This window comes from Polaribacter sp. (assembly GCF_036480315.1).
Taxonomy (GTDB): domain Bacteria; phylum Bacteroidota; class Bacteroidia; order Flavobacteriales; family Flavobacteriaceae; genus Polaribacter.
Map to the genome: position 1 here is coordinate 45,183 of NZ_JAZGGG010000005.1, position 25,717 is coordinate 70,899.

The window sequence follows — 25,717 nt, forward strand, 5'->3', positions numbered from 1 at the left end:
TAATGTATTTAGAAAAAACCGTGCCAAAAAAACTTTAGACATTACAAATGTACAGTTTTCCTAGAATTGCCTTCCGATAATAAAATGTGTTTGCCAACCAGATTTAACAGTCTGTCCAGGTAAAGGATCAAACCCATGTGCAAAATCTATCCCTAATAAACCAAATGCTGGCATAAAAATTCTTACACCTAAACCTGCTGATCTTTTTAATTCAAACGGATTAAAGTTACTAAAATTGTCATAAGAATTACCTGCTTCTAAAAACCCTAATGTGTAAATTGAAGCAGAAGGTGCATCTGTAATAGAGTAACGTAATTCTAACTGAAATTTGTTGAAAATTGTACCACCTTCAATAGATGAAATTCTATTGTTTTCGTAACCTCTTAGACCAACGGTTTCTCTACCGTCTAATTGAAACTGTGCAATTCCATCTCCTCCAACAAAATAACGTTCTACAGGTGGTGCGCCAAGTTTGCTATTGTAAGTACCTAAATATCCTATTTCTGTATTAGACATTAATACTAATTTATCTGTAAATGATGTGTACCATTTCCCTTTGGCACTAAATTTATAATATTCTAACCATTTATATTTCTCTGCTGGTTCTAATCCAGTGTAATCTTTTTTATTCATTAATGAATAAGGTAAAGTTGCTTTTGCACTAAAAGAAAATTCTGAACCATATGTTGGGAAAATTAAACTTGGTCCTGCAGAGTTTCTGCTTATAGTTGCGTTATATGATAAATTGTTTAGTGTACCATTATCAATTCTAACACCACCTAAACCAAAACTATAATTCTTTACAACAAGAGCTTGGTAACTAATTGTTTGCGATAGTTGAAAGAAATCATCTGGCCATTTTAAACGTTGTCCCAATCCTAAAGAAGCACCAACAATGTTTAAATTTTGAGATTTATCAACATTAAAAGTTTGTCTATTAATTCCATATTGATTAGATGAATATACAGAAAACGATAATGATTTCGGTTTTTTACCACCTAACCATGGTTCTGTAAATGAAAAACTATATGTATTGTAAGTTCTACTAGATTGTAAACGTAAAGATAATTTTTGCCCATCTCCCATTGGTAATGGTTTATAAGCTTCTTTATTGAAAATGTTTCTGATTGAAAAATTGTTAAAAGATAAACCTAAAGTTCCAATAAAAGAACCACCACCATAACCACCTTGTAATTCTATTTGACTACCACCTTTTTCTACTACTGCAAAATTAATATCGGCAGTTTTGTTTTGGTAATCTGGTACTACATCTGGTGATACATTAGCATCAAAGAAACCTAATTGACCAATTTCCCTAATAGACCTAATAATTGCACTTCTGCTAAATAAATCTCCTGGTTTTACACGTAATTCTCTAAAAAGTACATGGTCATTTGTTTTGTCGTTTCCAGAAACAGTTACTTTTTTAATTCTTGCTTTTTCGTCTTCTCTAATTCTAATTTCTACAGTAATAGAATCGTTTTTCACTCTTGTTTCTACTGCATTTACTTGTGAAAATAAGAATCCATTATCTTGGTATAATGTAGAAATATCTTGTGATGTTGGTGTACCATCACCTTTAACACGTTCTTTTAAAACGGCACCATTATAAACATCTCCTTTTTCAATTTTTAAATATATATTTAATTGCTCATCTGTGTATTCTTTGTTTCCAACAAATACTATTTCTGCAAAACGATATTGTCTACCTTCTTCTAAATCTATGTTTATATTAATTGTATTATCGTTATTCCAAGTCATGTTTTCACTTAAAACACGAGCATCTCTATAACCAAGTCTACTGTATTTATCTAAAATACTTTCTAAATCTTCTTGGTAATCTTCTTCAATATATTTTGATGTTTTCCAAAAACGACCTAAAAATTTCTCTTTAGTGTTTTTCATTGCCTTTCTTAAACTTCTTGCAGAAAGGGCTTTGTTTCCAGTAAAAAGAATGTCTTTTATTTTTATTCTTTTACCTTTATCAACAAATATTGACATATTTACAATGTTAACGTCTGAAGTGTCTTTTTTAATATCTAAATTTACTTTGGTTTTTAAGAAACCTTTGTCAGTATATTTTTTTGTGATGTAATTTTTAGTGGTTACAACTAAATTGTCGGTAACCATTGCTCCCGTTTTTAGTTCGGTGTCTTTTTTTAATTCTTTTGCTTTAGATTTTTTTATACCCGTTATTTTAACGTTGTTAAGTTGAGGTAATTCTAAAACATCAAACTGAAGATATACTGTGTTACCATCAATTCGAGCTAAATAAACATCTACGTCACTAAATTGTTTACTTTCGTATAGTTTTTTTATAGCACTTGTTAGTTTATCTCCAGGAAGTTTAATTGGTTGTCCATTTCTTAAGCCTGTAAATACCCTAACAGTTTCTTCACTAAACTTTTTTAAGCCAGTAACAGAAATACCTCCTAAAATATATTCTTTGCCTTTTTTGAAAGCAATATTTTTAGTAGCTGTTGTGTCTATTTTTGCAACAGATAAACTATCTTTTTTTGTTTGTGCAGTTACACTAAAAGTAAAAAATAGTGTTATAAACACTATTGCAGCAGAAAATAATTTCATATAAAATTTATTCTGTAAGTTGTTCGCTTGTTTTTCCAAATCTTCGTTCTCTATTCTGATATTCAATGATTGCATCGTAAAAATGCTCTTCTCTAAAATCTGGCCAAAGTACATCTGTAAAATATAATTCGGCATATGCCATTTGCCATAATAAGAAATTACTAATGCGTTGTTCTCCACTAGTTCTTATCATTAAATCAACATCGGGCAAATTAAATGTATATAAATGGTTATTTATAGTATTTTCATCTATTTTTTCTAAATCAAGCTCTTTATTAACAACTTTTTTAGATATATTTTTGATTGCATTAACAATTTCCTCTCTTGATCCATAACTTAATGCAAAAGTTAATGTAATGTCTGTGTTATTTCTGGTTTCAGAAATAACGTCATTTAACACTCTTTGTGCTTTTTTTGGTAAAGTTTCAATTGCGCCAATAGAATTAACTTTAACTCCATTTTTCATAAAGTCTGGTAATTCTTTTTTTAATGAACTTATTAATAAGCTCATTAATGCATCAACTTCAAGTTTTGGGCGATTCCAGTTTTCTGTAGAAAAAGCATACAAAGTAATTGCTTCTACATTAACTTGTGAGGCAGCTTTTACAGATTCTCTTACGGCGGTAAGCGCGTTTCTATGGCCAAAGATTCTACTCATTCCTTTACCTTTAGCCCAACGACCATTCCCATCCATAATAACGGCAACGTGTTTTGGGGTTTTCTGTAAATCTATACGTAGTTTTTTGTCCATATTTTATTATAATCCGTCTGTGTAACAAGCTGGTCTACCAAATGTATAAATTAATGAAACACCTGTAAACATATACCAATCTTTACCATTTGTACCAAAATTTAAAGATGGTATTCTACTTGTTGAGTAATCTAAATCATCTTCAAAAGTATATCTAAATTTAGCTTCAATTGCAAATGCTAAAGTACCATATAATTTAGACTTATACCCTATACCAATTGGTATAGCATAAGAAGTTTTATTTGAGTACTCATAAACACCAGGAGTTGTTTCAGATACTGGTGTTTTGTAATTAAATGCAGCAAGTTCTAATAAAAGATAAGGAGTCCAACTTTTATCATCTGATGAAACATCATATTCATAAAAATTAAATTCCATACCCACTGCCAATTCGTTTATTGTATTCGAGAAACTTAATCCTCTTTTTTGTTTAAAATCTGTATCAGCATTTTTATCATTAGCGCCAATTGGTAAATAACTATAAGTTGCTCTTAAGGCAATTCTAGGATTCCAATTATACTTAAAAAAAGCAGCTGCAGCTGGTTTATTTGGATAAATGTAATTAGTTCTACCAATATCACCAACATAATTTGTGCCACCTAAAGAAAATCCAACTTCATACTCTTGCCCCAATAATACTGAAGAAAAGCTTATGAATACAATAAATAATAATCTGTTTTTCATTCTAAAAAATAGCGTGCAAATATAGGGATTACAATTTGCTTTATGAAGTTAATAATGAGTCTTTTTTGAATAACTGCTATTTTGGACTTTTATTGTTGAAAATGCTTTAAAGATTGGTTTCGTTTCGAGTATCTTCTCCCCATAATAATTTACTTCGTAAAGTTTGTAAAAATGATTGATTTTTAGGGATTATACTTTTAATGGTAAAAGGTGCTTTTTTTATAAAAACTTTGGTGTTTTGAGTAACAGTAGTAATTCTTGAGTCTAAAGAAATTAAGAAATCTTTTTCTCTAGAATCTACTTCTAATTGAATCGTGGTTTGGTCAGAAATAACCATAGATCTTGCATTTAAATTATGCGGTGCAATTGGTGTAATAACCAAATTTTTAGAATCTGGCGAAACTACAGGACCGTTACAACTTAAAGAATAGCCTGTAGAACCTGTTGGAGTGGCAATAATTAAGCCATCTGCCCAATAATTTGTAAGGTATTCGTCATTTAAATTGGTTTTAACACCAATCATAGAAGTAGTGTTTTTTCTAGCAATTGTAATTTCGTTTAAAGCAAAGTTTAATTCTGATAAATCATCTGTTTCTGGAGATGTTTTAATAGATAAAAGCGTTCTTTCTTGTATAGAATATTCACCATTTAAAATTAAAGCAATACTTTCTTCAATAGCATTTTTATTAATAGTTGCTAAAAAACCTAAACGCCCTGTGTTAATCCCTAAAATAGGAATATTTAAATCTCTAATATAAGTTACAGCTCTTAAGATTGTACCATCTCCACCAACGGTAAAAAGAATGTCGAAAGAATCATTTAAATCAGAAAAATGTGAGAATGTTGGGTATTTTTTATCAAAAATATCTCCTTCTATTAGTAAATTATAAAACTGCTGCTCAATAAAACAAACAATATTGCTTTCTTCTAAAACTTCTAAAAGAATCTTAATTTCTTTTTCTGCTGAAATTGAATAAGACTGACCGTAAATTGCTACTTTTTTCAAAATGTATTATTTATTTTATGCTTTAAAGTTGTAAAGCTACAACTAATATATTGTCAAATTGAAACTTACATTTCTAGGTATTTTTGCAAGTAATCAGATCTGTTTTTTAAATCTTCTAGGTAAATATCATTTTCGTGCGAAGAGATTATTTTATAATCATATCTTCTAAAAGTTTGTATGATTTCGTTTACTTCATTAGAAACTATTTTTAAAGTTACTTGAATAAAGTCATTCGATTTTTCAGAAATATAAACACCTAAAAGTTTTGCGCCATTTGCTTCAACAATTTGGGCAACTTCTCCCATAGAATAATCGTTTTCTAATTTTTCTACAATTAAAGTTTCGCTTTCTTCAATCATAAAAGGGCTTGTAGAAAAAACATCCAAAACATCACATAAATCATAATAACCAATGTAGTTTTTTTCCTTATTTAAAACCGGAATTATATTGGTGTCATTGTCTGCAAAAATCTTTAATAATTCTAAAACAGTTGCTTTTTCACCTGCAAAAAAAGTATTCATTAAATGCGAGTGTGTTGCTAATTCACTTTCTTTATTTTCGATGGTTTGCACATCGCTTTCAGCAAAAGAACCTAATAGTTTATCATTTTCAATTACTGGAAAATGAGTAATAGGGTAGTTTTTAAATATTTTTTGCGCACTTTTTACACTGTCTTTTAAACGAAGTGCTTTTATCTCTTTTAAAATATAATCTGTAATATTCATGCTGTACGAATATAGGATAAAATGATTTAATAAATTATCTTTGTAGTCTAATTTTAGACAATGACAAAGTTAAGTGTAAATATTAATAAAATAGCAACTTTACGTAATTCTCGTGGCGGAAATGTGCCAAATTTACTAAAAGTTGCAAGCGATATTCAGGAATTTGGAGCAGAAGGAATTACAATTCACCCAAGACCAGATGAAAGACATATTCGTTATCAAGATGCAAGAGATTTAGTTTCTGTTGTAAATACTGAATATAATATTGAAGGAAACCCTATCAAATCTTTTATAGATTTAGTGTTAGAAGCCAAACCAACGCAGGTTACTTTAGTGCCAGATTCTGTGGATGCTATTACATCTAATGCTGGTTGGGACACTATAAAAAATCAATCTTTTTTACAAGAAGTGATTAAAGAGTTTCAACAAAACGGAATTAGAACTTCTGTTTTTATTGATACTGATTTAAAGTTGATAGAAGCTGCAGCAAGAACCGGAGCAGATAGAATAGAATTATATACTGAAGAGTTTGCAACGCAATTCGATTTAGGAAATAAAAATGGTATAAAACCATACACCGAAGCTGCTGTTTTAGCACATGAATTAGGTCTAGGAATTAATGCTGGTCATGATTTAAGTCTAGAAAATATTAAATTTTTTAATGAGAATATTCCGAATTTAGCAGAAGTTTCAATCGGGCACGCTCTAATTGCAGAGAGCTTGTATTTAGGTTTAGAGAATGTTGTAAATATGTATCTACACAGATTGAAATAAAAAATAACAAAGTTTAAATCTATTTTTTCGAAATGAGTTTTTTTAAACGATTGATAAATCTATTAATCCAAGAATCTAAATGTCTATTAATCCAATATTAAATTCAACCATAAAAGGCGAAGGAAAACCATTATTAATTTTACATGGTTATTTTGGAATGTCTGATAATTGGAAAACGTTAGGAAATCTGTTTGCTGATAATTTTGAAGTTCATTTAATAGACCAAAGAAACCATGGTAGAAGTTTTCATGAAGATGAATTTAATTATGAAGTCTTGGTTGATGATCTATACAAGTATATTCAGCAGTATCAATTAGAGAATATTTATTTAATTGGCCATTCTATGGGCGGAAAAACAGCAATGTTGTTTGCGGTAACGTACCCAGAATTGGTAGATAAATTAGTAATTGTAGATATTTCTCCTAGAATGTACCAACCACATCATAATGCAATTTTAGCAGGTTTAAATTCGGTTGATTTTTCTGTGCAAAATTCAAGAAAACTAGTTGAAGAAAAAATTGCAGAATTAATTCCAGAATTTGGTGTGCGTCAGTTTTTGTTGAAAAATGTTTATTGGATAGAAAAAGGACAATTAGCGTATCGTTTTAATTTAGAATCTTTAACAGAAAATAATTCTGAAGTTGGTGAAGCGTTGCCTTCTTTTACTGTTTTTGAGAACGAAACCTTATTTTTAAAAGGTTCTAAATCTAATTATATATCTCAAGATGAAGAACCGATAATTGACGCACATTTTCCAAATTCTAAAATTGTGGAAATTAAAAATGCTGGTCATTGGTTGCATGTAGAAAACCCTAAAGATTTTTATAGTGAAGTTTGTGCGTTTTTGTAGTAGTTTTTATTTTTTAAAGATAAAAACCATATTATGATAAAAATGTATAGATGAAACATTTTCGTCATAATAATTTGGTGTGTACTCTTTTTTATGATATTCTTTGTGATTTAGTGAATCTGTAATTTTTTTGAAAAAATTCATTAAAGTATCAGCGTTTTTTAAATCTTCACTATCACCACCAAAATCTTTCCAATAAGAAGTCTGTGTGTCTTCAACTACATAAATTCCTCCATTTTTTAACTTCGGGAATAAATACTCGAAACTGGTAATAACATGATTATTAATATGGCTGCCATCATCTATAATAAGGTCGATTTCACCAATATCAGCAACTGTTTTCTCTAAAAAACTAAAATCGATTTGACTGCCTTTGTATATTTTAATTCTGTATTCTTCTTGTGGAGACTTGTCATAAATATCTAATGAGAATATTCTTCCAAAAGGAAAGTACCTTTTCCACATTCTAAGAGAACTTCCTCCTTTATAAGGAGAATTATATCCACCAACACCAATTTCTAATAATTTAATTTTTTTGTACTTAAACTGTTTAAAATATTTTTGATAATTTGGAGTGTAATAATGAGTACCATATTTATCGGTATTGTAAATAACTGCAAGTTTAGATAAGTTTCTTCCCCACAAAAATCCTATAAAAAAACCTGCAACTTTATTTCTACTAGCAAAATTCAACAGTTTTATAGATTGTTCTTTGCTAAGCTTTTTCTGTATTTTTTTTTTAAGTTTTGTTACGAGCACAATGTGTTTTTTTATTTGAAAATATATAGTTTTAATAGTTTGGTTGTAAAGCTATATCTTTTTAGAATAGAAAACCATAAAATTCATTTTTAATATACTTTTTTTTGTTTTTTCGATTATTATAAATAATTTAAAAGGGAATAGCTTAACTGTAGCCTATATTTAGGTTTTAATTCGCTATGATTTTTATTTCACTTTTATGATTATCCGTAAACAAATCTTTATGAAACGCCAATATTGAAGCAATGTTTTTTTGCTCAACTCTTTGGCAGTCCATAACAGCAGCTTCTAATTCATTTACTATATTATTAAATTCTCCATTTTCAAAAATCAAACCTTCTTTTCTATCAAATGCTCCATTGTCAATAATTGCTTCTTTAAATTCAGCAACATCATCAATATTTGGCAATGGAATAAAATCAATAGTATCAATTTTATTTAATGAGTCATTCAACTTAAAATGCATGTCTTTTACTCTATTCCCAAAAGAAGTTACGGTATGTTGCTCTAAATCTGTTTTTTCTTGTAATTCGGTTAACTCATTAAAAACCGTGTTTTTTACAGCAACAATATCTTTGTAAATTTCTGATATAACTGAATGTTGTTTATAAATTTTAAGTAAAGTATCTTCTTTAGACTTTTCTTTAGCAATTGCCAAGTGAGTTTGACAAAATCGAATATCCCAATCTTTAAAATCTGCATTAAATATTTTTTCTTTTTCTTGCATTAAAAATAGAAAACCTTCTTGTAATGTTTTTTTATTGAATTCTTTTTCTTGAAATTTAAAAGTGGATTCTTTAATAGTTCCTTCAGAAATTTTAACTGCTTTTTCTAAAAGTAAATCAATCTCTTTTATGGGTTTCATTAACTCAACAAGTTCTTCTTTTAGTTTTACGATGTTTTTTATTGAAATATTTTTTATAGAATCTACTTTCTTTAAAAGTTCTTTTTCTTCTTCAATAAATATAAATCGATCTTGAAAAGTGTTTAAATATTCTTCTGCTAATTCTTTTCCTTGTTGTTCTTGAATAATAAATTTTTCGAAAATTGCTTTTTCAGAAAACATTTTAGGTTTTTTATTTATGTATTTTTCATGAATTAAAGCCGTCATTTTTTCCTGTAAACCCTCATCCTCATTAAATAATAACCAAGGAGAACGTTTGTCTTCTATGCAAACTACATAAGGGACTTTTGCATTTTCTTCTCTTTTATCATTTGGTGGATGACTTTCATACATGTTTGCTTTTGAAATTTCAGAATTAGAAAAAAACTTTTTTCCACCTCTTTCATCTTTTGGTAAACTTTCTAATTTAAGTTCTTGCTCTTCTTTAATTCTGGCAATTGCAATATTATTATGGATGTATAAATTCTTAACAAATACTTTCTTTTTAGATGCTAAAAAAGCATTGTTTAAAGTTGAGTTCCAATTTTCAAAACCAGCATCTAATTTCCAAAGAGCAGAAATTATGGCATCACTTCCAGAAGTACTAACTGCAACTTTATCCGCATTAAATTCCATCTCTCTAGAAAGTGAAGAATACATGATGTTTAAAAATTGATAAAACAGTGAAAGTACTTGTCTAATAACCCATATTACTGGCGTAATTGCCCAAGCTGCAGCAGACAATCTCAAATCTGATGATCTCCATTGATCTAAAATATCATCCCATTTATCTCTTGAATAAATCATGTCATGAATGATTGTATTTGCAGAGTTTATATAACTACCTATTTTCATACTGTTTTGAGCAAAATGGCCAAATTCATGACTAATAACTGCTTTAAATTCAGATAAATTTAAACAACTTGTTAAGCCTAGTCCTATAGTAAGTTCTTTTTTTATGGGTAAAAACAAACTCAACCATACATTAGAATAAGCAACGTATGCGTTAACATCAGGATCAATAAAAATGTTTTTTGGTAGTGGGGCTCCCGTTTCTTTACAAATTTTTGAAATAAAATTCCACAATTTCTTTTGTGTTTCTTTTTTTAATTTTATTCTGTTTTCGGGTTTATGATTTTTAAGTTTTAAAAAGAACTTTAATGTAAAAAGTAGTAACATAATAGAACCACCAATTGCACCTACTTTTAATAAAATAGCAAAGGTGTTAATATGTTCTATATTATAAATAAACGCATGGTAAACTAAAAAACCTAAACTGATTACTAGAACGATATAAAGTAAAAAAAAGAGAATGATAGCCAAAATTGCTAGAAATGCTTTAAACTTATAAGATAAAGGTAAAGAGGTTAATTTTAAGGGCGTGTTTTTAGGGCTTTCAGGATAATAGTTTGTAGACATTTAGTAGCATTTTTTTATAATTTTTAAAGCTAATTAAAAAAAATAAATTATCAAGTATATTCAAAAACTTTATCTTTGATACTTTGTAACTTTACAACATAGAAATTTTTTTAAAAATGAACATAGAAAACGCACAAAAACAAGTAGACGATTGGATTAAGGCACATGGAGTTCGTTATTTTAATGAATTAACTAATATGGCGCAATTAACGGAGGAAGTTGGAGAAGTTGCCCGTATTATTGCAAGACGTTACGGAGAGCAAAGCGAAAAAGAATCTGATAAAAATAAGGATTTAGGTGAAGAATTAGCGGACGTACTATTTGTTGTTTTATGTTTGGCAAACCAAACAGGAATTAACTTACAAGATGCTTTTGAGAAAAAATTAGATATAAAAACAAAACGCGATCATGATCGTCATCATAACAACCAAAAATTAAAATAATGAGTTTTTTAGAGAAAATTAAACAACCAATATTTTGGACTAACTTTTTAAAAGTTGCCATCCCTTTTTTTATTGTAGTAACTTTAGTTTCACTTTTTATGAATAGCTGGCGCGATATTTTTGCAGGTGATTTTGCAAAAGTAAATGAAGTTAATTTTAGTGGTGAAAAATGGAAAAGTTTTTGGGCAATAAAAATAGTAATTAGTTTTATTTATGGTTTGTATGTTACTAATAAAAATACAAAATAAATAAAGCTATTAAATATTAATAAAGAACGCGGCTTTTAGCTGCGCTCTTTATTCTGTACAATTTGTTTAATCCAACTGAATTAAATCAATATCACTTTGCTTTACTCTTCTATTTAACTCTTTTACTCTGTTTGTAAAAAGTGTATTTAACTTTAATAATTCAGCATCAATTTCTTTAGTGATTTCATTTTTAAAATCAATTGATTGTTGGGTAGGAGCGTAGTTCCCTATTCTAGTTAACGAATTTAAATGCGCCAATTTATTATTTAATCTAATTGGAAAATTCAAAGGATCTTGCCCACTTTTAGATTTTGTTTGATATAAAGTTTCTTCAATCTTCGTTAAATCTTTTACCAAAGTATCTGCATATTCTAACAGTTCTTTGTGTTTCTTTTTATCTTTTATTGATTTCTTTAACAACCCAACTTGATTTCTAACTTTTTTCACATTTTTTAATGCTTTGTGAATTTCTGTCATTTTTGTGTTGATATCATTTATAAAGTTAAACTGTGCTTTCATATCACTTTCTGAAGCTTCTGAACTAGGATTTTTCAAAATATTAAAATTCTGACTTATCTTGTTATCATTCACAGATAGTTCTACTTTATAAGTTCCTGGTAACGCCATTGGTCCGTTTAAAGAAGCCCACCACAAAATCATTCCTTTTACTTTGTCTGCACCAGTATACATCATATTCCAATTGAAAATATTGTTTCCATCTTCAACTTTTAATTTTTCTTCCTTTTTTTCTTTGTTTGGTTTTGTTGAATATTTTTTAATGAAATTGTCATTCAAATCATAAAAAGATAAAGAAACTACGTCTTTTTCTCCTTTTTCTTTGATGAAGAAATTTACTGCAACTCCACCAGCATGATTTGTACCTTGGGTTCTAGAAGTTCTTCCATTTCCACCCGACATATTGTAAGCATCTTTAGGTTTGTATAAAACTACATTTTCTTTTAAAATTTCTGCATTTAACTGATGAAGAGGTGTTAAATCATCAATAATCCAAAGAGAACGACCTTGTGTTGCAGCAATTAAATTATCATTTTTAATTGCTAAATCTGTAATAGGTACAATTGGTAAATTTTGCTGAAAAGATTCCCATTTTTCACCATCATCAAAAGAAATATACATTCCTTTTTCTGTACCTGCATACAACAATCCTTTTCTTTTTGGATCTGCTCTTAAAGCTCTTGTAAAACTTTCGTTTCCAATTCCCGATACAATTAATTTCCAAGATTTTCCATAATTTTCTGTCTTATAAATATATGGTCTGTAATCTCCTGTTTTGTATTTTGTTCCAACAATATATGCACCACCTTTTGTAAAGGGATCTACTTCAATAGCATTTATCATCATCCATTCTGGCATTTTTTTAGGAGTAACATTATCCCAAGAACCACCATTATTTTTAGAAACATGCACTAAACCATCATCTGAACCTGTCCAAATTAAACCAGGTTCAAAAGCAGATTCTGTTGCTGCGAAAATAGTTCCATAATATTCTACACCTGTATTATCTTGTGTAATTGGTCCTCCTGAAGATTTTAATGTTTTAGGATCGTTTCTTGTTAAATCTGGACTAATTACAGTCCAAGATTGTCCTTCATTTTCTGTTGCATGCAAATGATTAGAACCTACATACAATCGCTTTTTGTTATTTGGTGAAAAGAAAATTGGAAAATTCCATTGAAAACGATATTTAAAATCTTCTGCTCCATGACCCATTGGATCATCTGGCCAAACATTAACAGCTCTCGTTTCTCCAGTCTTATGATTTTTTCTGGTTAATAAACCACCATAACTACCTCCATACACAATTTCATCATTTAAAGGGTCAACAGCTATATGTGCACTTTCACCTCCAGCAGTAGAAGTCCAATCAGATTCTGTAATAAATCTACCAGCAGTTCTATGAGAAATTCTAACAGTAGAATTGTCTTGTTGAGCAGCTAAAATTCTATATGGAAAATGATTATCTGTGGTAACTCTGTAAAATTGAGATGTTGGTTGATTCATATACGTACTCCAATTTTCTCCTGCATCAAAAGAAATTTGTGCACCTCCATCATCACCAATAATCATTCTTTGGTTATCTTCTGGCGCAATCCATAAATCATGATGATCTCCATGAGGCGCATTATAAGTTTTGTATGTTTTACCTCCATCTGTAGATTTATGATAACGGACATTTAAAACATATAAAATATCTTCATCTTGTGTATCTGCATATAAACGTGTGTAATACCAAGCTCTTTGGCGTAATTTTCTTTCAGAATTGATTAATTTAAAAGTTTTACCAGCGTCTGTAGATTTGTAAATCCCACCTTTTTTATTTTCGATTAAAGCCCAAACAATATCAGAATTTACTGGTGAAACTGTAACACCACTAATTCCCCAAATTCCTTCTGGTAAGCCTTTGTTTGAAGAAATATTTGTCCAAGTTTCTCCTTCGTCCGTACTTTTCCAAAGTGCAGAACCATCGCCGCCAGAAGATAAACTATAAGGAGTTCTTCTAATATTCCAAGTCGTTGCATATAAAACTCTAGGATTATTAGGGTCGATAATTAAATCTATAACTCCAGAATTTTCATTAGAAAATAAAACACGTTTCCAATTTTCTCCACCATCAATAGATTTGTAAACACCTCTTTCTTGTGTTGGTTTGTATAAATCTCCCATTACTCCTGCAAAAACAATATTTGGGTTTTTAGGATGAATTTTCATTCTAGGAATGTGTCTTGAGCTTTTTAAACCCATATGTTTCCAAGTTTTTCCTGCGTTTTCAGATTTCCAAATTCCGTTACCAGAAGAAACATTTCCACGAACTGTTTTTTCTCCCATTCCAACATACATCACATTATTGTCAGATTCAGAAACAGCTACAGAACCAACAGAACCACCAAAAAAGCCATCAGAAATATTCTGCCAAGTGTTACCAGCATCGTTAGTTTTCCAAACTCCACCACCAGTAGAGCCCATGTAGAAAAGATTAGATTTACCAGTAACACCAGTAACAGTAGCACTTCTACCACCTCTAAAAGGGCCAATATTCCTCCATTCTACAGCACTAAAATATTCGTTAGAAACTTTGTTAGATTTTTTTTGTGCAGTAACTTTGGAGTTTGCAGATAGAAAGAAGCAAATCGCCAGAAAAAGATATTTTTTCATGTTGGTAAGTTGTAAGTTTGAACTTTAAAAGTAAGAATTAAAATCAGTTTTTAGAATGGACATATTGTTAAATGTTTTAGTGCATAAAAAAATAAATGAGGAAATAACAATTTCTGGTTCTAAAAGTGAATCGAATAGATTATTGATTTTACAAAACTTGTTTCCAGAAATTTCTATTGATAACTTATCAGATTCAGACGATTCTATTCACATGCAACATGCACTTTCTACAAAAGAAGAGCTTGTAGATATTGGTCATGCAGGAACTGCAATGCGTTTTTTAACATCTTATTTTGCTGTAAAAAGTGATAGAGAAGTTGTTCTTACTGGTTCTGAAAGAATGCAAAACAGACCAATTGAAATTTTGGTAAATGCACTAAAAGATTTAGGAGCAGAAATTACGTATGAAGACAAAGTTGGATATCCACCAATTAGAATTAAAGGGGGAAAAATTACAACAGCTAAAGTGCAGATTAACGGAAACGTAAGTAGTCAATATATTTCTTCGATGTTGCTAATTGCATCAAAATTAGAAAATGGTTTAGAAATAGAATTGATTGGTAAAATTACTTCTGTTCCTTATATAAATATGACGTTGAGTTTATTAAATCAATTGGATATTGAAACAAGTTTCGAAGGGAGTTTTATCAAAGTTCTTCCGAAGAAATCAATAAAAAAACAAACTGTTGTAGTAGAATCAGATTGGTCTTCTGCAAGTTATTTTTATTCGATAATTGCTTCTGCAGAAATTGGTTCAGAAATAAAATTATCGGCATATAAAAAAGAAAGTTTACAAGGCGATTCTTGTTTAGTAGGAATCTACCAACATTTTGGAGTAGTAACAGCTTTTGGTCAAGATTTTATTACCTTAAAAAAGGAGAACTCAACAAAAAATGAAACTTTAGAAATTGACCTAAAAAACGCACCAGATATTGCACAAACAATTGCAGTAACTTGTTTTTCTGAAGGAATTGCATGTAATTTATCTGGTTTACATACTTTAAAAATAAAAGAGACAGATCGTTTAGAAGCTTTAAAAGAAGAATTAACAAATTTAGGAGCTTCAATTTCTGTAACAAATGAGAGTTTACATTTAGAAAAATCATCAGAAATTAAAGAAAATATTTCTATAAAAACGTATAATGATCATAGAATGGCAATGGCTTTTGCACCTTTGGCATTAAGAGTTCCTATCATTATTTTAAATGCAGAAGTAGTTACCAAATCTTTTCAAAAATTTTGGATTGACATGCAACAAATTGGTATAATATCTAAAGAACTGTAAATTAAACAGTCAAACACTTGACAACGCCTATTCCGATATCGTATATTTGCCGCCTTTATAAGATATACATATATGAAATTATCGCATTTTGAATTTGAATTACCAGAAGAATTGTTAGCAACTTACCCTGCTGAACATAGAGATGAATCTCGTTTAATGGTTTTAAACAGAAAAGAACAAACTATAGAACATAAGGTTTTTAAAGACGTAATAAATTACTTCGATGAAGGTGATGTATTAATGTTGAACAATACCAAAGTTTTTCCTGCAAGAATGTTTGGTAATAAAGAAAAAACTGGTGCAAGAATAGAAGTTTTCTTATTAAGAGAATTAAATGCAGAAAATAGATTGTGGGATGTTTTAGTAGATCCAGCAAGAAAAATTAGAATAGGAAACAAATTATTTTTTGGTGAAGATGATAGTTTAGTAGCAGAGGTAATAGATAATACAACTTCTAGAGGAAGAACTTTACGTTTTTTATATGATGGTTCTTACGAAGAGTTTAGAGCAAAATTATTACAATTAGGTCAAACTCCATTACCAAAAGAATTAAACAGAGAAGTAGAAGCAATAGATGATGAACGTTATCAAACTATCTTCGCAAAACATGAAGGCGCAGTAGCAGCACCAACAGCAGGTTTACATTTTTCTAAACATTTATTAAAACGTTTAGAAATTAAAGGAGTAGATTTTGCAGAAACAACTTTACATGTTGGTTTAGGTACTTTTAGTTCGGTAGAAGTAGAAGATTTATCAAAACACAAAATGGATTCTGAACAGATTGTAATTTCAGAAAATGCTGCCAAGATGATTAACAAGGCAAAAAAGGAAAAAAGAAGAGTTTGTGCTGTAGGTACAACTGTTATGAGAACAGTAGAATCTTCAGTTTCTTCTAAAGGTGAATTAAATGATTTTACAGGTTGGACAAATAAATTTATTTTTCCACCTCATGAATTTAGTATTGCAACAGCAATGATAACAAATCTTCATACGCCAAAATCTACATTATTAATGCAAGCCGCAGCTTTTGGTGGTTACGATTTTGTAATGGAAGCATATAAAGTAGCAATAAAAGAAAAATATAGATTCTCTACATACGGAGACGCTATGCTAATTATATAAGAATTCTAAAATTCAAAAAATTTAAAGCTGACAATTATATTAATTGTCAGCTTTTTTTTGGCATTCCCTTTCAGGTCGCGCTTTACACTATATCTTTTTTTAAAAGAAAAAAAGGATGCCGTTTCAATCGCTAATGCAACCTACTTGCCAACTTCAGTTATAACTTCAAATTATATTGTATTTTTGCAACGTTACTTTAAAAACTAGAAAACTTGATTAAAAAGAAAGACATAAGAGCATTAACAAAAGACGAATTACGATTTTTTTTCGTTGAAAATGGAGATAAAGCTTTTCGTGGAAACCAAGTTTACGAATGGCTTTGGAGCAAATCTTTGCATACTTTTGATGCAATGACAAACATTTCTAAAGAAACTAGAGAGATGTTAGAAAACAACTTTGTTATTAACCATATCAAAGTAGATTCTATGCAAAAAAGTAAAGACGGGACCATTAAAAACGGAATTAAATTACACGATGGTTTAATCGTAGAATCTGTTTTAATACCTACAGAAAAAAGAACAACAGCATGTGTTTCTAGTCAAGTTGGTTGTAGTTTAGATTGTAAGTTTTGTGCAACTTCTCGCTTAAAAAGAATGCGTAATCTAAACCCAGATGAAATTTACGATCAAGTTGTGGTAATCGACAAACAAAGTAGATTGTATTATGATAAGAAACTAACAAACATTGTTTTTATGGGAATGGGAGAACCCTTAATGAACTATAAAAACGTAATGAAATCTATAGAGATGATAACTTCTCCGGAAGGATTGGGAATGTCATCTAAAAGAATTACAGTGTCTACTTCAGGTGTTCCAAAAATGATAAAAATGATGGCAGATGAAGAAGCTAAATTCAATTTAGCCGTTTCTTTACATTCTGCAATCGATGAAGTTAGAACTTCAATAATGCCATTTAATACTACTTTTCCATTAAATGATTTACGCGAATCTTTAGAGTATTGGTACGAGAAAACAGGAAGAGAAATTACGTATGAATATATTGTTTGGAAAGGAATTAACGACCGAAAAGAAGACATAAAAGCATTGGTAGAATTTTGTAAAGCGGTGCCTTGTAAAATCAATTTAATAGAATACAACCCTATTGATGATGGTGAGTTTCAACAAGCAAGTTCATCTGCAATAAATAATTATATTTCTAATTTAGAAATGCATGATATTACTGTAAATGTTAGAAGAAGTAGAGGTAAAGATATTGATGCTGCTTGCGGGCAATTGGCAAATAAATCTTAATAAATTTTTTAGACCTCACAGGTTTTTAAAACCTGTGAGGTCTTGTTTATATTTTATATAAGGTTAACCTCTTCTTCTTTCTAATAACACAAACATCATTAAAGCGAGCATAACTCTATCATCGTCATCACTATCAAGTTCACCAACTTTAGAAATTTCAAAGTTTTTTCCAAAGAATGATTTTAATTTTGTAAGCTCAACGACTGTTTTACCTTGTGTATTTTTTACAAGATACGTTGGGTTAAAAAGATATCCGGTAAAAAAACTTAAGATAGGAATTTCACCAAGTAATGAGTCTAAAACTTTAACCCATGGGTTTTTCTCATTAATAATATATTGTTGTTTTTGATGCTGATCAATAATCTCATAATGAGCATTCCATAAAGATTTCCATCCTTTTCTAACAACTTTTCCAAACTCTTTATTTTTATCATCGTAAAAAGAATAAGCCGTGGAGAAATCTAACCATTTATCAGCTTTAATTTTATAATTTAAACTAGATTTTGTGTCGTTATTAAATACACTTATATCCTCTTTAAGTTTAAACATTTTCTGACGCACATAAGCAATAGTATTTCCACCACTGTCTTTTGCAGTAAAGTCATTCGCTAACGTAGATATTTTAAATTCAAAAGTAACAGGGAAACGTATGTCTTGCATAGTAATTATAATTTAATAGTTATATTTCATTGAAAGATAGGTGAATTTTCTAATTCAATTTTGATTAAAAATATTTAATATTTATGTAACAGCGGATTGTTTAGAAAGATTCGTACATCAAATAAAAACATCTTAATTTATTTCTTTACTTTTGATCTCTTATTAGGAAAAGTATTTGTTAATGAAACCAGTAGAACTTATAAAACTTCCCATTAAAAATGAGATGGAACTTTTTGAAAAAAAGTTCAAAGATTCGATGTTGTCTAAAGTTCCGTTATTAAACAGAATTACGTATTATATTGTAAGAAGAAAAGGAAAACAAATGCGACCAATGTTTGTTTTTTTGGTTGCAAAAATGGTTTCCGATGGTGGTTTTGATGAAAGAACTTATAGAGGAGCTTCAGTAGTAGAATTAATTCATACAGCTACTTTAGTACATGATGATGTTGTAGATGAAAGCAATAGACGTAGAGGTTTTTTCTCTGTCAATGCACTTTGGAAAAATAAAATAGCCGTTTTAGTTGGTGATTTTTTATTATCAAAAGGATTATTATTATCAATTGATAATGAAGATTTCGATTTGTTAAAACTAATTTCTATTGCCGTTCGCGAAATGAGTGAAGGCGAATTACTTCAAATAGAAAAAGCAAGAAAATTAGACATCACAGAAGATATTTATTTTGATATTATTCGTCAGAAAACAGCCACTTTAATCTCTGCATGTTGTGGTATTGGTGCAGCTTCGGTTGGCGCAAACCAAGATACCATTCAACAAATGCGAAAATTTGGAGAATATATTGGTATTGCATTTCAAATTAAAGATGATTTATTCGATTATTCAGATGAAAAAATAGGAAAACCAACAGGAATTGATATTAAAGAGCAAAAAATGACTTTGCCTTTAATTCGTACTTTAAATACATGTTCTAAAAAAGAAAAATCTTGGTTGATTAACTCGATTAAGAAACACAATAAAGACAAAAAAAGAGTGAAAGAAGTAATTGCTTTTGTAAAAGAAAATGGTGGTATAGAGTATACAACTACCAAAATGAATGATTACAAAAATAAGGCAATTGCTATTTTAGAAAATTATCCAGCTTCAGAATATAAAAAATCTTTATTGACTATGATCGATTATGTGGTTGAGCGTAAGATTTAAATTCACTCTCGTTACAATTTTCTATTTGGTTCGTTTACTATATAAGTAAACTATAAAACCAAATTATGAATCAATTAATTGTAGAAACACAAACTCTCAATTTTTCTTATACTAAGACAAGAAAAGATATTGAGAGTTTAGAGCTTAAAGTTCCCAAAGGAAGTATTTATGGTTTTCTTGGGCCAAATGGTTCTGGGAAAAGTACCACCATTCGTTTAATTTTAGGATTGTTAAAAAAGCAATCTGGTAAAGTAGCTTTGTTTGGTGAAAACTTCGATGGAAAAACCCGATTAAAAAGTTTAAGTAAAGTTGGCGCTTTAATTGAAAGCCCATCTTTGTATGAACATTTAAATGCGGTAGACAACTTAAGAATTGCTGCAAATTATCGTGGAAATATTTCTTCTGAAAGAATTGACGAAGTTTTAGAAATTGTAAAATTAACACATGCTAAACAAAAAAAAATAAAAGCCTATTCTTTAGGTATGAAGCAACGTTTAGGGTTAGCGATTTCCTTATTAAGTAATCCAGAATTAATCATTTTAGATGAACCTACAAATGGATTAGATCCTAAAGGAATTATCGAAATGAGAGAATTAATTAAAGATTTGAATAAAAAATATGGTACAACCATCTTTATATCAAGCCATTTATTAAGTGAGATTGAAAAAACATGCACACATGTTGGTATTATTAGAAATGGAAAGATGTTATTTCAAGATACTGTAAAAGCTTTAAAATCATCAAAAGGACAAAAAATGATGATTGATTTAGAGGTTGATAAATTTATTGATGCAATGATTGTTTTAGAAAGTTTAGATAAAGAAAATACTTCTTCAACAAAAGACTTTATTCAAATTGAAGTGGAACACAAGAAAGAAATTACTGCTATAATTGATGCTTTAAGGGTCAAGAAAATAGCTGTATATCAAGTTTCTATTAAAAATAATTTAGAAGAACTTTTTTTATCACTAACCGAAAACTAAACCTCATGTCGGCAATCACATATTACACATCAAGCATAAAAAATGAATTTATTAAATTAAAAAGAACATTTGCTTTTTGGCTAACTATTATTAGCGCATTCCTTTTTCCCATATTATTTTTTATAGTATACTTTTTTAAACATGAAACATTAGCTCCTAAAGTAGGAACAAACCCTTGGGAGAAATTTATGACCATGCAAATTGAAAACTCAATTCCATTTTTTATTCCCATGTTTATTGTATTAATTACAAGTTTAATTATGCAAATAGAACATAAGTCGTTAGGAATAAAGTATTTATTTGCTTTGCCAATCCCAAAATGGAGTGTTTATTACGGTAAATTAACGATTGTTCTTTTCGCAATAATAACTACGTACATATATTATTATGTAATAATATTATTATCTGGTGCTTTATTAGGTGCAATTCATTCAGACTTAAAATTTTTAGCTTTTACACCAAATCATTTAAAATATATAGAAATAATATATACTTCTTTTATAGCTTCTTTAGGGATTATAGGAATACAATTCTGGGCAAGCTTTCGATTTAAAAACTTTATTATCCCTTTAGGGATAGGAATGTTTTTAACAATGATTGGTATCGTTATTTCACAAGCGCCACAGTCTATTTATTTCCCTTATTCATTTAGTGTGTTGTCTGTTACTTTCGGAGAAAAAATGCCGCTAACATTCGGAATGTCTTCAGTAACAGTTTATAGTCTTTCTTGCTTTGTTATTACAGCTGTTTTAGGGTATTTAGATATTAAAAGATTGAATGTAAAATAGTAAAGGAAACTGGGCAATCTGTTCATATATAATTCAAAATAAAAGAAACCTATTAAAGTAAATTTTAATAGGCTTCTTTTATTACTTAAATCAACGAATTTAGGATGAAAAGGAAATTATAAATCCTAAAACACTAATTAACAAACATAAAGGTGAAAACAATTTGCTATCCCACTTTGCAAATATTGTTGTTTTTATACTTTTAAAAAAACCAACATATTTAAAATCTCCTATGGCTCTTAATAAAAACATAGATGGTAAAATCCATAATAAGTAGTTTGTCCACTTTGGTAAATTAAAAGTAAAAAAGTTAGTTTGAATTAGATAGAAACTAGCAAAAGCTAGTAAAATTAAAGCAACTAAAAGAGTAGCAAAAGAACTTGGTTTAAAATTAATATTTTCATTTTCCTTTTTAGTTGGAATTGCATTCTTTAGTCCCCACTCTCCACCAAATACCCAATAAAAATGACTTTGCCTTTAATTCGTACTTTAAACACCTGTTCTAAAAAAGAAAAATATTGGTTGATTAAATCGATTAAGAAACACAACAAAGACAAAAAAAGAGTAAAAGAAGTAATTACTTTTGTAAAAGAAAATGGCGGTATAGAATATACAACTATCAAAATGAATGATTACAAAAATAAGGCAATTGCTATTTTAGAAAACTTCCCACCATCAGAATATAAAAAATCATTATTGACTATGATCGATTATGTGGTTGAGCGTAAGATTTAAAAAAACCAAAAAACAGTTGGTTAGATATGCTATTGAAACTAGTTTTAAGCATTTATGTTTTTCAGTAGACAAAAAAATAATGAAAAAGTATTTAAATGTATCAAACATATTTAGTTTTTAACAGTTTAATTTACAGCAGTTTATGCTTTTATTCTCACTGAAAACCGTGAGAGCGTTCACTGTTTTCAGTGAGAATAAAATTTCACTGTTTTCCGTGATTGACAAGTGCATTTTTATCTTTTATATTTATAATAAAAAATAACTATAAATTTAATGCATATGAAAAACAGAAAAAGCAATTTTATCAAACTCGGAATATTCCTTTTTGGAATATCATTTTTACTCTTTAATTGTGAAAAAGAAGAATTGGAAATTATTGATGTAGAAGCAAAGAAAGAATTAAATATAAAAACTGTTACGCCAGAAAAAGCAAAAATAATTTTCGAAAATTATTTAAAAAATAAACCAAATATTTTTGCACGAGGAGAGTCAGATGAATTAACATTAGACCCACAATGGGAAACAACAGCGCAAGATTCTTTAAGTTTTACTGAAGCTTTATTAACAAATACACAAACTATTATAAACAGAGAAGGTAATTATACTTCAAAAATTTTCTTTTTAGAAGTAAATGATTCTATAAATAAAGGTGTTTATACAGAATGGATAGATGAACCTTTTGAGAATGGAATAATTAAAAACGGTAAGATTTATTTTAATGATTTTGATGGTAAGTTTTTAGATGCTTATAACGTAGTTGATGGTTTAATAACTCATAAACTAGTATTAAGAGAGCAAGTTCAACAGGCAAGTATGTTTTCTTTTATGTTTTATTTTTATCAAGATACTATTGCACCAGATCCAGATTGTTGGAACACTGATAATTTACCTTTTGATGGAGTTTTTGATGGTATTGAAATTACAGTAAGTACAGATGGAGGAAGTAGTAGTGGAGGTGGAGGTACAAATAGTGCTGGTCAGAATGCTTATTACTTGTTTCTGGGCGATAGTGATAGTTATGATGACGAGAATAGTGACACAGAATCAAATAACAACAACGGAGGTAGTAATGGAGGTAGCAATACTGCGAATTGTACAGGAGGTAAAGTTGAAAATCCTACAACAAATCAATGTGAATGCCCAGAAGGTAAAGTTGAAGATTCTAGTGGAAATTGTATAGATAATCCTTGTACAGATGGAGTTAAGACATATAATAAAGAAACTGGTAAATGTGATTGTCCAACAGGTAAAGTTGAAGATAACGACGGAAACTGTGTTGATAAATGTGAGACGACTAAAGAAGATTTAAAAAAAGTATTCACAACTACAACTGATGCAAAACTAAAAGAGATAGCAGATGCAATTAATAAATATGGCAAGGATTTTGAAATAGACACAAAAGATAAGTTACGACATTTTTTATCCCAAGCTGGACACGAAAGTGGAAAATTTAAAACTTTTGAAGAAAACCTAAATTACAGATGGAAAAAGTTAGGAATAAATGATTTTAAGAAATACTTTAACCCGCATACAGATGGAAAAAAAGACACTTTAAAAGCTAATCCCAATGATTATAAACGGAATTCAACTTCTGTATATGTAAATAAAGAAAAAATGGGAAATTTAGTTTATGGAGGAAGAATGGGCAATGATAAATCTGGAGATGGTTATAAGTATAGAGGTAGAGGTATAATTCAATTAACAGGTGAAAATAATTATCAAAGTTTTACTAATTTTTACCAAAATAAATATGATGCAAGTAAAGATTTTATAGCAAATCCAGATTTAGTAAAAACAGATATGAAAATTGCAACTATTAGTGCTTTATGGTTTTTTAAAAACAATGTAATTGATAAAATTACAATAAATGATAAAACAATTGTAAAAACTGTAACAAAAAAGGTAAATGGAGGAACAAACGGTTTAACTGATAGAAAAGAATTACATAAAAAAGTAAAAGAAAATATAGATTGTAAGTAAACTAAATTTTAAAAATCATGAAGAATATAAAAAAAATAGGATTATTAACAACATTAATATTACTAGTAAGCTTTACCGTTTTACAAATTTCACAAGAAAAAGAGAAAATTATTGGAGCTTGGATTTCTGAAGGAGCACCAAATAGTAAATGGGTATTTAAAAATGATGGAAAATGTTATGATTACTTGGATGGAAACTTGGATAAAACATATTATTATTCAATAGAAACTACTACACCTCAATGTTTTGAGGAGGTTCCCGTTGGCGAATTATTTAGTTATCTTAAAGTTGTAAATATTGCTGACTCCAATGATTACTATTGTTATGAAATTTTATCTTTAGACGATTATGATTTACAAATAAGATGGTTAAAAAGAGGTGGCTCTATTTATTTTAAGAGACAATAATAATTTATTTGAGAACTATGAAAAGAATAGAGAAACTCAAAATTCTCTGTTCTTTTTTAGTTAATACTTTGAAATCAAATAAAAATATTATGAAAACAATAAAAATTTTAACAATTCTATTTATTACCGTTTTTAGCAACTGTAGTCAAGCACAAAGACTAAATAATTTGACAGAAACAGAATATAATAATATTAAAATAAACAATATAAATTGGCAAACAATAAGTGATACCAAAGGAAATGCTACAGAAATAAGAAATTTACTCGGTGATGGTTTAATGAATACTCAAGGTGCAGAGCCAAGTCTTCATATAGAGTTTTGGAATGACTCTAAAGGTATTTATTTGTATTTTGAAGAAAATAACCCAAACATAGTAAATGATTATATTCTACATGATTTTACTATTTCAAATAACCAATCTAGTATTACAGTCAAAGGAAAAATAATTACCATTGGTGATGATATTAGTCTCCTAGGTAATGAACAAATAAATGTAAGCGGTACAGACATTTCTTTTAGTACTAATTATACAGATGATATTCTTATGATAAAGTTTGATTCTAGAAGTAAAGAAATTACTAGTATAGAGTATACTTCTTTTAATTAATTTATAAGATTTTCCTATAAATTATTATATAAGATAAAAAATGTATTTAAACTGCCCTCAAAATGTTAAACCTTATTTGAGGGTATTTTATTTATTAGATACCGAAAAAAATATTTTTATTTTAATAGTACTAATATCTTTTAGTTGTCAAAATATATTTGTTATTCTGAACTTACAATAATTAGTTGTCAAAAATCAATATATAAACTATGAAAAATTTTATAATAATACTTTTATTGATGTTTACATCAATAGCTAGATGCCAAAATGCAAATATAATAACAGAAACAGAATACAATAATATTAAAATAAACCCGTTTTGCATTTAAATAATACTAATTTTTAAGTTGTTAATATTTCTATCAAAAGTAAACTTATTAATGAATTGAATAATTGTTAATGAGGTTAATTTTGAGAGTATTCTAGTCTTAAAACCTT

The 25,717-nt window shown here is 28.8% G+C and carries 23 protein-coding genes and 2 pseudogenes; 14 read left to right on the forward strand and 11 right to left on the reverse strand.

Annotation, left to right across the window (positions count from 1 at the left end; all coding sequences use genetic code 11):
- Window positions 1-60: 60 nt before the first annotated feature.
- From bamA to V3V28_RS01230, 5 genes are all read right to left on the reverse strand, one after another.
- A complete protein-coding gene (gene bamA, locus V3V28_RS01210) occupies window positions 61-2,586 on the reverse strand; it encodes an outer membrane protein assembly factor BamA (protein ID WP_331363197.1) in 2,526 nt (841 codons plus the stop codon).
- Window positions 2,587-2,593: 7 nt separating this feature from the next.
- Window positions 2,594-3,337, reverse strand: coding sequence for an isoprenyl transferase (locus V3V28_RS01215; protein ID WP_331363198.1), 744 nt, complete (start codon window positions 3,335-3,337; stop codon window positions 2,594-2,596).
- 6 nt (window positions 3,338-3,343) lie between these two features.
- Window positions 3,344-4,021, reverse strand: coding sequence for a type IX secretion system protein PorG (porG, locus tag V3V28_RS01220; protein WP_331363199.1), 678 nt, complete (start codon window positions 4,019-4,021; stop codon window positions 3,344-3,346).
- Between the two features lie 106 nt (window positions 4,022-4,127).
- Window positions 4,128-5,027 (reverse strand): NAD kinase, encoded by a 900-nt coding sequence (locus V3V28_RS01225; RefSeq protein ID WP_331363200.1) that lies wholly within the window; start codon window positions 5,025-5,027, stop codon window positions 4,128-4,130.
- A 65-nt stretch (window positions 5,028-5,092) separates the two neighbouring features.
- Window positions 5,093-5,752: a CBS domain-containing protein gene (locus tag V3V28_RS01230; protein ID WP_331363201.1), complete on the reverse strand. Its 660-nt coding sequence runs from the start codon at window positions 5,750-5,752 to the stop codon at window positions 5,093-5,095.
- Window positions 5,753-5,812: 60 nt separating this feature from the next.
- Here V3V28_RS01230 and V3V28_RS01235 point away from each other — a divergent pair, with 60 nt between their 5' ends.
- Together V3V28_RS01235 and V3V28_RS01240 are read left to right on the forward strand one after the other, a co-directional pair.
- The gene (locus V3V28_RS01235) at window positions 5,813-6,526 is read left to right on the forward strand and encodes a pyridoxine 5'-phosphate synthase (RefSeq protein WP_331363202.1); all 714 of its coding nucleotides are present in this window, start codon (window positions 5,813-5,815) and stop codon (window positions 6,524-6,526) included.
- A gap of 79 nt (window positions 6,527-6,605) precedes the next feature.
- Entirely contained in the window at window positions 6,606-7,376 is a 771-nt protein-coding gene (locus V3V28_RS01240) for an alpha/beta fold hydrolase (protein ID WP_331363203.1), read from the forward strand.
- A 6-nt stretch (window positions 7,377-7,382) separates the two neighbouring features.
- Here V3V28_RS01240 and V3V28_RS01245 read toward each other — a convergent pair whose 3' ends face one another.
- The gene (locus tag V3V28_RS01245; protein WP_331363204.1) at window positions 7,383-8,069 is read right to left on the reverse strand and encodes a class I SAM-dependent methyltransferase; all 687 of its coding nucleotides are present in this window, start codon (window positions 8,067-8,069) and stop codon (window positions 7,383-7,385) included.
- Between the two features lie 235 nt (window positions 8,070-8,304).
- Window positions 8,305-10,437: a M48 family metallopeptidase gene (locus V3V28_RS01250; RefSeq protein WP_331363205.1), complete on the reverse strand. Its 2,133-nt coding sequence runs from the start codon at window positions 10,435-10,437 to the stop codon at window positions 8,305-8,307.
- A gap of 116 nt (window positions 10,438-10,553) precedes the next feature.
- On the opposite strand from V3V28_RS01250, the gene V3V28_RS01255 reads away from it, so the two are divergent.
- The gene (locus V3V28_RS01255) at window positions 10,554-10,880 is read left to right on the forward strand and encodes a nucleotide pyrophosphohydrolase (protein WP_158838193.1); all 327 of its coding nucleotides are present in this window, start codon (window positions 10,554-10,556) and stop codon (window positions 10,878-10,880) included.
- Window positions 10,880-11,128, forward strand: a complete 249-nt coding sequence (locus V3V28_RS01260) for a hypothetical protein (RefSeq protein WP_331363206.1) — start codon at window positions 10,880-10,882, stop codon at window positions 11,126-11,128. The genes V3V28_RS01255 and V3V28_RS01260 overlap by 1 nt, the downstream gene beginning before the upstream one ends.
- A gap of 66 nt (window positions 11,129-11,194) precedes the next feature.
- On the opposite strand, the gene V3V28_RS01265 is transcribed toward V3V28_RS01260, so the two are convergent.
- On the reverse strand, window positions 11,195-14,302 hold the full coding sequence (locus V3V28_RS01265; protein WP_331363207.1) for a VPS10 domain-containing protein: 3,108 nt from the start codon (window positions 14,300-14,302) through the stop codon (window positions 11,195-11,197).
- Between the two features lie 55 nt (window positions 14,303-14,357).
- Between V3V28_RS01265 and V3V28_RS01270 the strand changes: the two genes are divergently transcribed.
- The 3 genes from V3V28_RS01270 (at window position 14,358) to rlmN (ending at window position 17,959) form a co-directional block, all read left to right on the forward strand.
- On the forward strand, window positions 14,358-15,587 hold the full coding sequence (locus tag V3V28_RS01270) for a 3-phosphoshikimate 1-carboxyvinyltransferase (protein ID WP_331363208.1): 1,230 nt from the start codon (window positions 14,358-14,360) through the stop codon (window positions 15,585-15,587).
- Between the two features lie 72 nt (window positions 15,588-15,659).
- A complete protein-coding gene (gene queA, locus V3V28_RS01275) occupies window positions 15,660-16,709 on the forward strand; it encodes a tRNA preQ1(34) S-adenosylmethionine ribosyltransferase-isomerase QueA (protein WP_331363209.1) in 1,050 nt (349 codons plus the stop codon).
- 212 nt (window positions 16,710-16,921) lie between these two features.
- Window positions 16,922-17,959 (forward strand): 23S rRNA (adenine(2503)-C(2))-methyltransferase RlmN, encoded by a 1,038-nt coding sequence (rlmN, locus tag V3V28_RS01280; RefSeq protein WP_331363210.1) that lies wholly within the window; start codon window positions 16,922-16,924, stop codon window positions 17,957-17,959.
- 63 nt (window positions 17,960-18,022) lie between these two features.
- On the opposite strand, the gene V3V28_RS01285 is transcribed toward rlmN, so the two are convergent.
- A complete protein-coding gene (locus V3V28_RS01285) occupies window positions 18,023-18,619 on the reverse strand; it encodes a hypothetical protein (RefSeq protein ID WP_331363211.1) in 597 nt (198 codons plus the stop codon).
- A 181-nt stretch (window positions 18,620-18,800) separates the two neighbouring features.
- Here V3V28_RS01285 and V3V28_RS01290 point away from each other — a divergent pair, with 181 nt between their 5' ends.
- From V3V28_RS01290 to V3V28_RS01300, 3 genes are all read left to right on the forward strand, one after another.
- Window positions 18,801-19,778: a polyprenyl synthetase family protein gene (locus V3V28_RS01290; RefSeq protein WP_331363212.1), complete on the forward strand. Its 978-nt coding sequence runs from the start codon at window positions 18,801-18,803 to the stop codon at window positions 19,776-19,778.
- 65 nt (window positions 19,779-19,843) lie between these two features.
- Window positions 19,844-20,761 carry an ABC transporter ATP-binding protein gene (locus tag V3V28_RS01295; RefSeq protein ID WP_331363213.1) on the forward strand — a complete coding sequence of 306 codons (918 nt, stop codon included), beginning with the start codon at window positions 19,844-19,846 and terminating at the stop codon, window positions 20,759-20,761.
- A 5-nt stretch (window positions 20,762-20,766) separates the two neighbouring features.
- Window positions 20,767-21,549, forward strand: a complete 783-nt coding sequence (locus V3V28_RS01300) for an ABC transporter permease (RefSeq protein WP_331363214.1) — start codon at window positions 20,767-20,769, stop codon at window positions 21,547-21,549.
- A 99-nt stretch (window positions 21,550-21,648) separates the two neighbouring features.
- Here the strand turns inward: V3V28_RS01300 and V3V28_RS14635 are convergent, their stop codons facing one another.
- Entirely contained in the window at window positions 21,649-21,972 is a 324-nt protein-coding gene (locus V3V28_RS14635; RefSeq protein WP_442957511.1) for a DUF3995 domain-containing protein, read from the reverse strand.
- 39 nt (window positions 21,973-22,011) lie between these two features.
- Between V3V28_RS14635 and V3V28_RS01305 the strand changes: the two are divergent.
- The 4 genes and pseudogenes from V3V28_RS01305 to V3V28_RS01320 form a co-directional block, all read left to right on the forward strand.
- A pseudogene (locus V3V28_RS01305) lies at window positions 22,012-22,284 on the forward strand (polyprenyl synthetase family protein); the annotation flags it as partial.
- Window positions 22,285-22,563: 279 nt separating this feature from the next.
- Window positions 22,564-24,264 carry a glycoside hydrolase family 19 protein gene (locus V3V28_RS01310; RefSeq protein ID WP_331363215.1) on the forward strand — a complete coding sequence of 567 codons (1,701 nt, stop codon included), beginning with the start codon at window positions 22,564-22,566 and terminating at the stop codon, window positions 24,262-24,264.
- Between the two features lie 17 nt (window positions 24,265-24,281).
- On the forward strand, window positions 24,282-24,671 hold the full coding sequence (locus tag V3V28_RS01315) for a hypothetical protein (protein ID WP_331363216.1): 390 nt from the start codon (window positions 24,282-24,284) through the stop codon (window positions 24,669-24,671).
- An 89-nt stretch (window positions 24,672-24,760) separates the two neighbouring features.
- On the forward strand, window positions 24,761-25,279 hold the full coding sequence (locus V3V28_RS01320; protein ID WP_331363217.1) for a hypothetical protein: 519 nt from the start codon (window positions 24,761-24,763) through the stop codon (window positions 25,277-25,279).
- Window positions 25,280-25,604: 325 nt separating this feature from the next.
- Here the strand turns inward: V3V28_RS01320 and V3V28_RS01325 are convergent.
- Window positions 25,605-25,717 (reverse strand): annotated as a pseudogene (locus V3V28_RS01325) (IS982 family transposase); the annotation flags it as partial.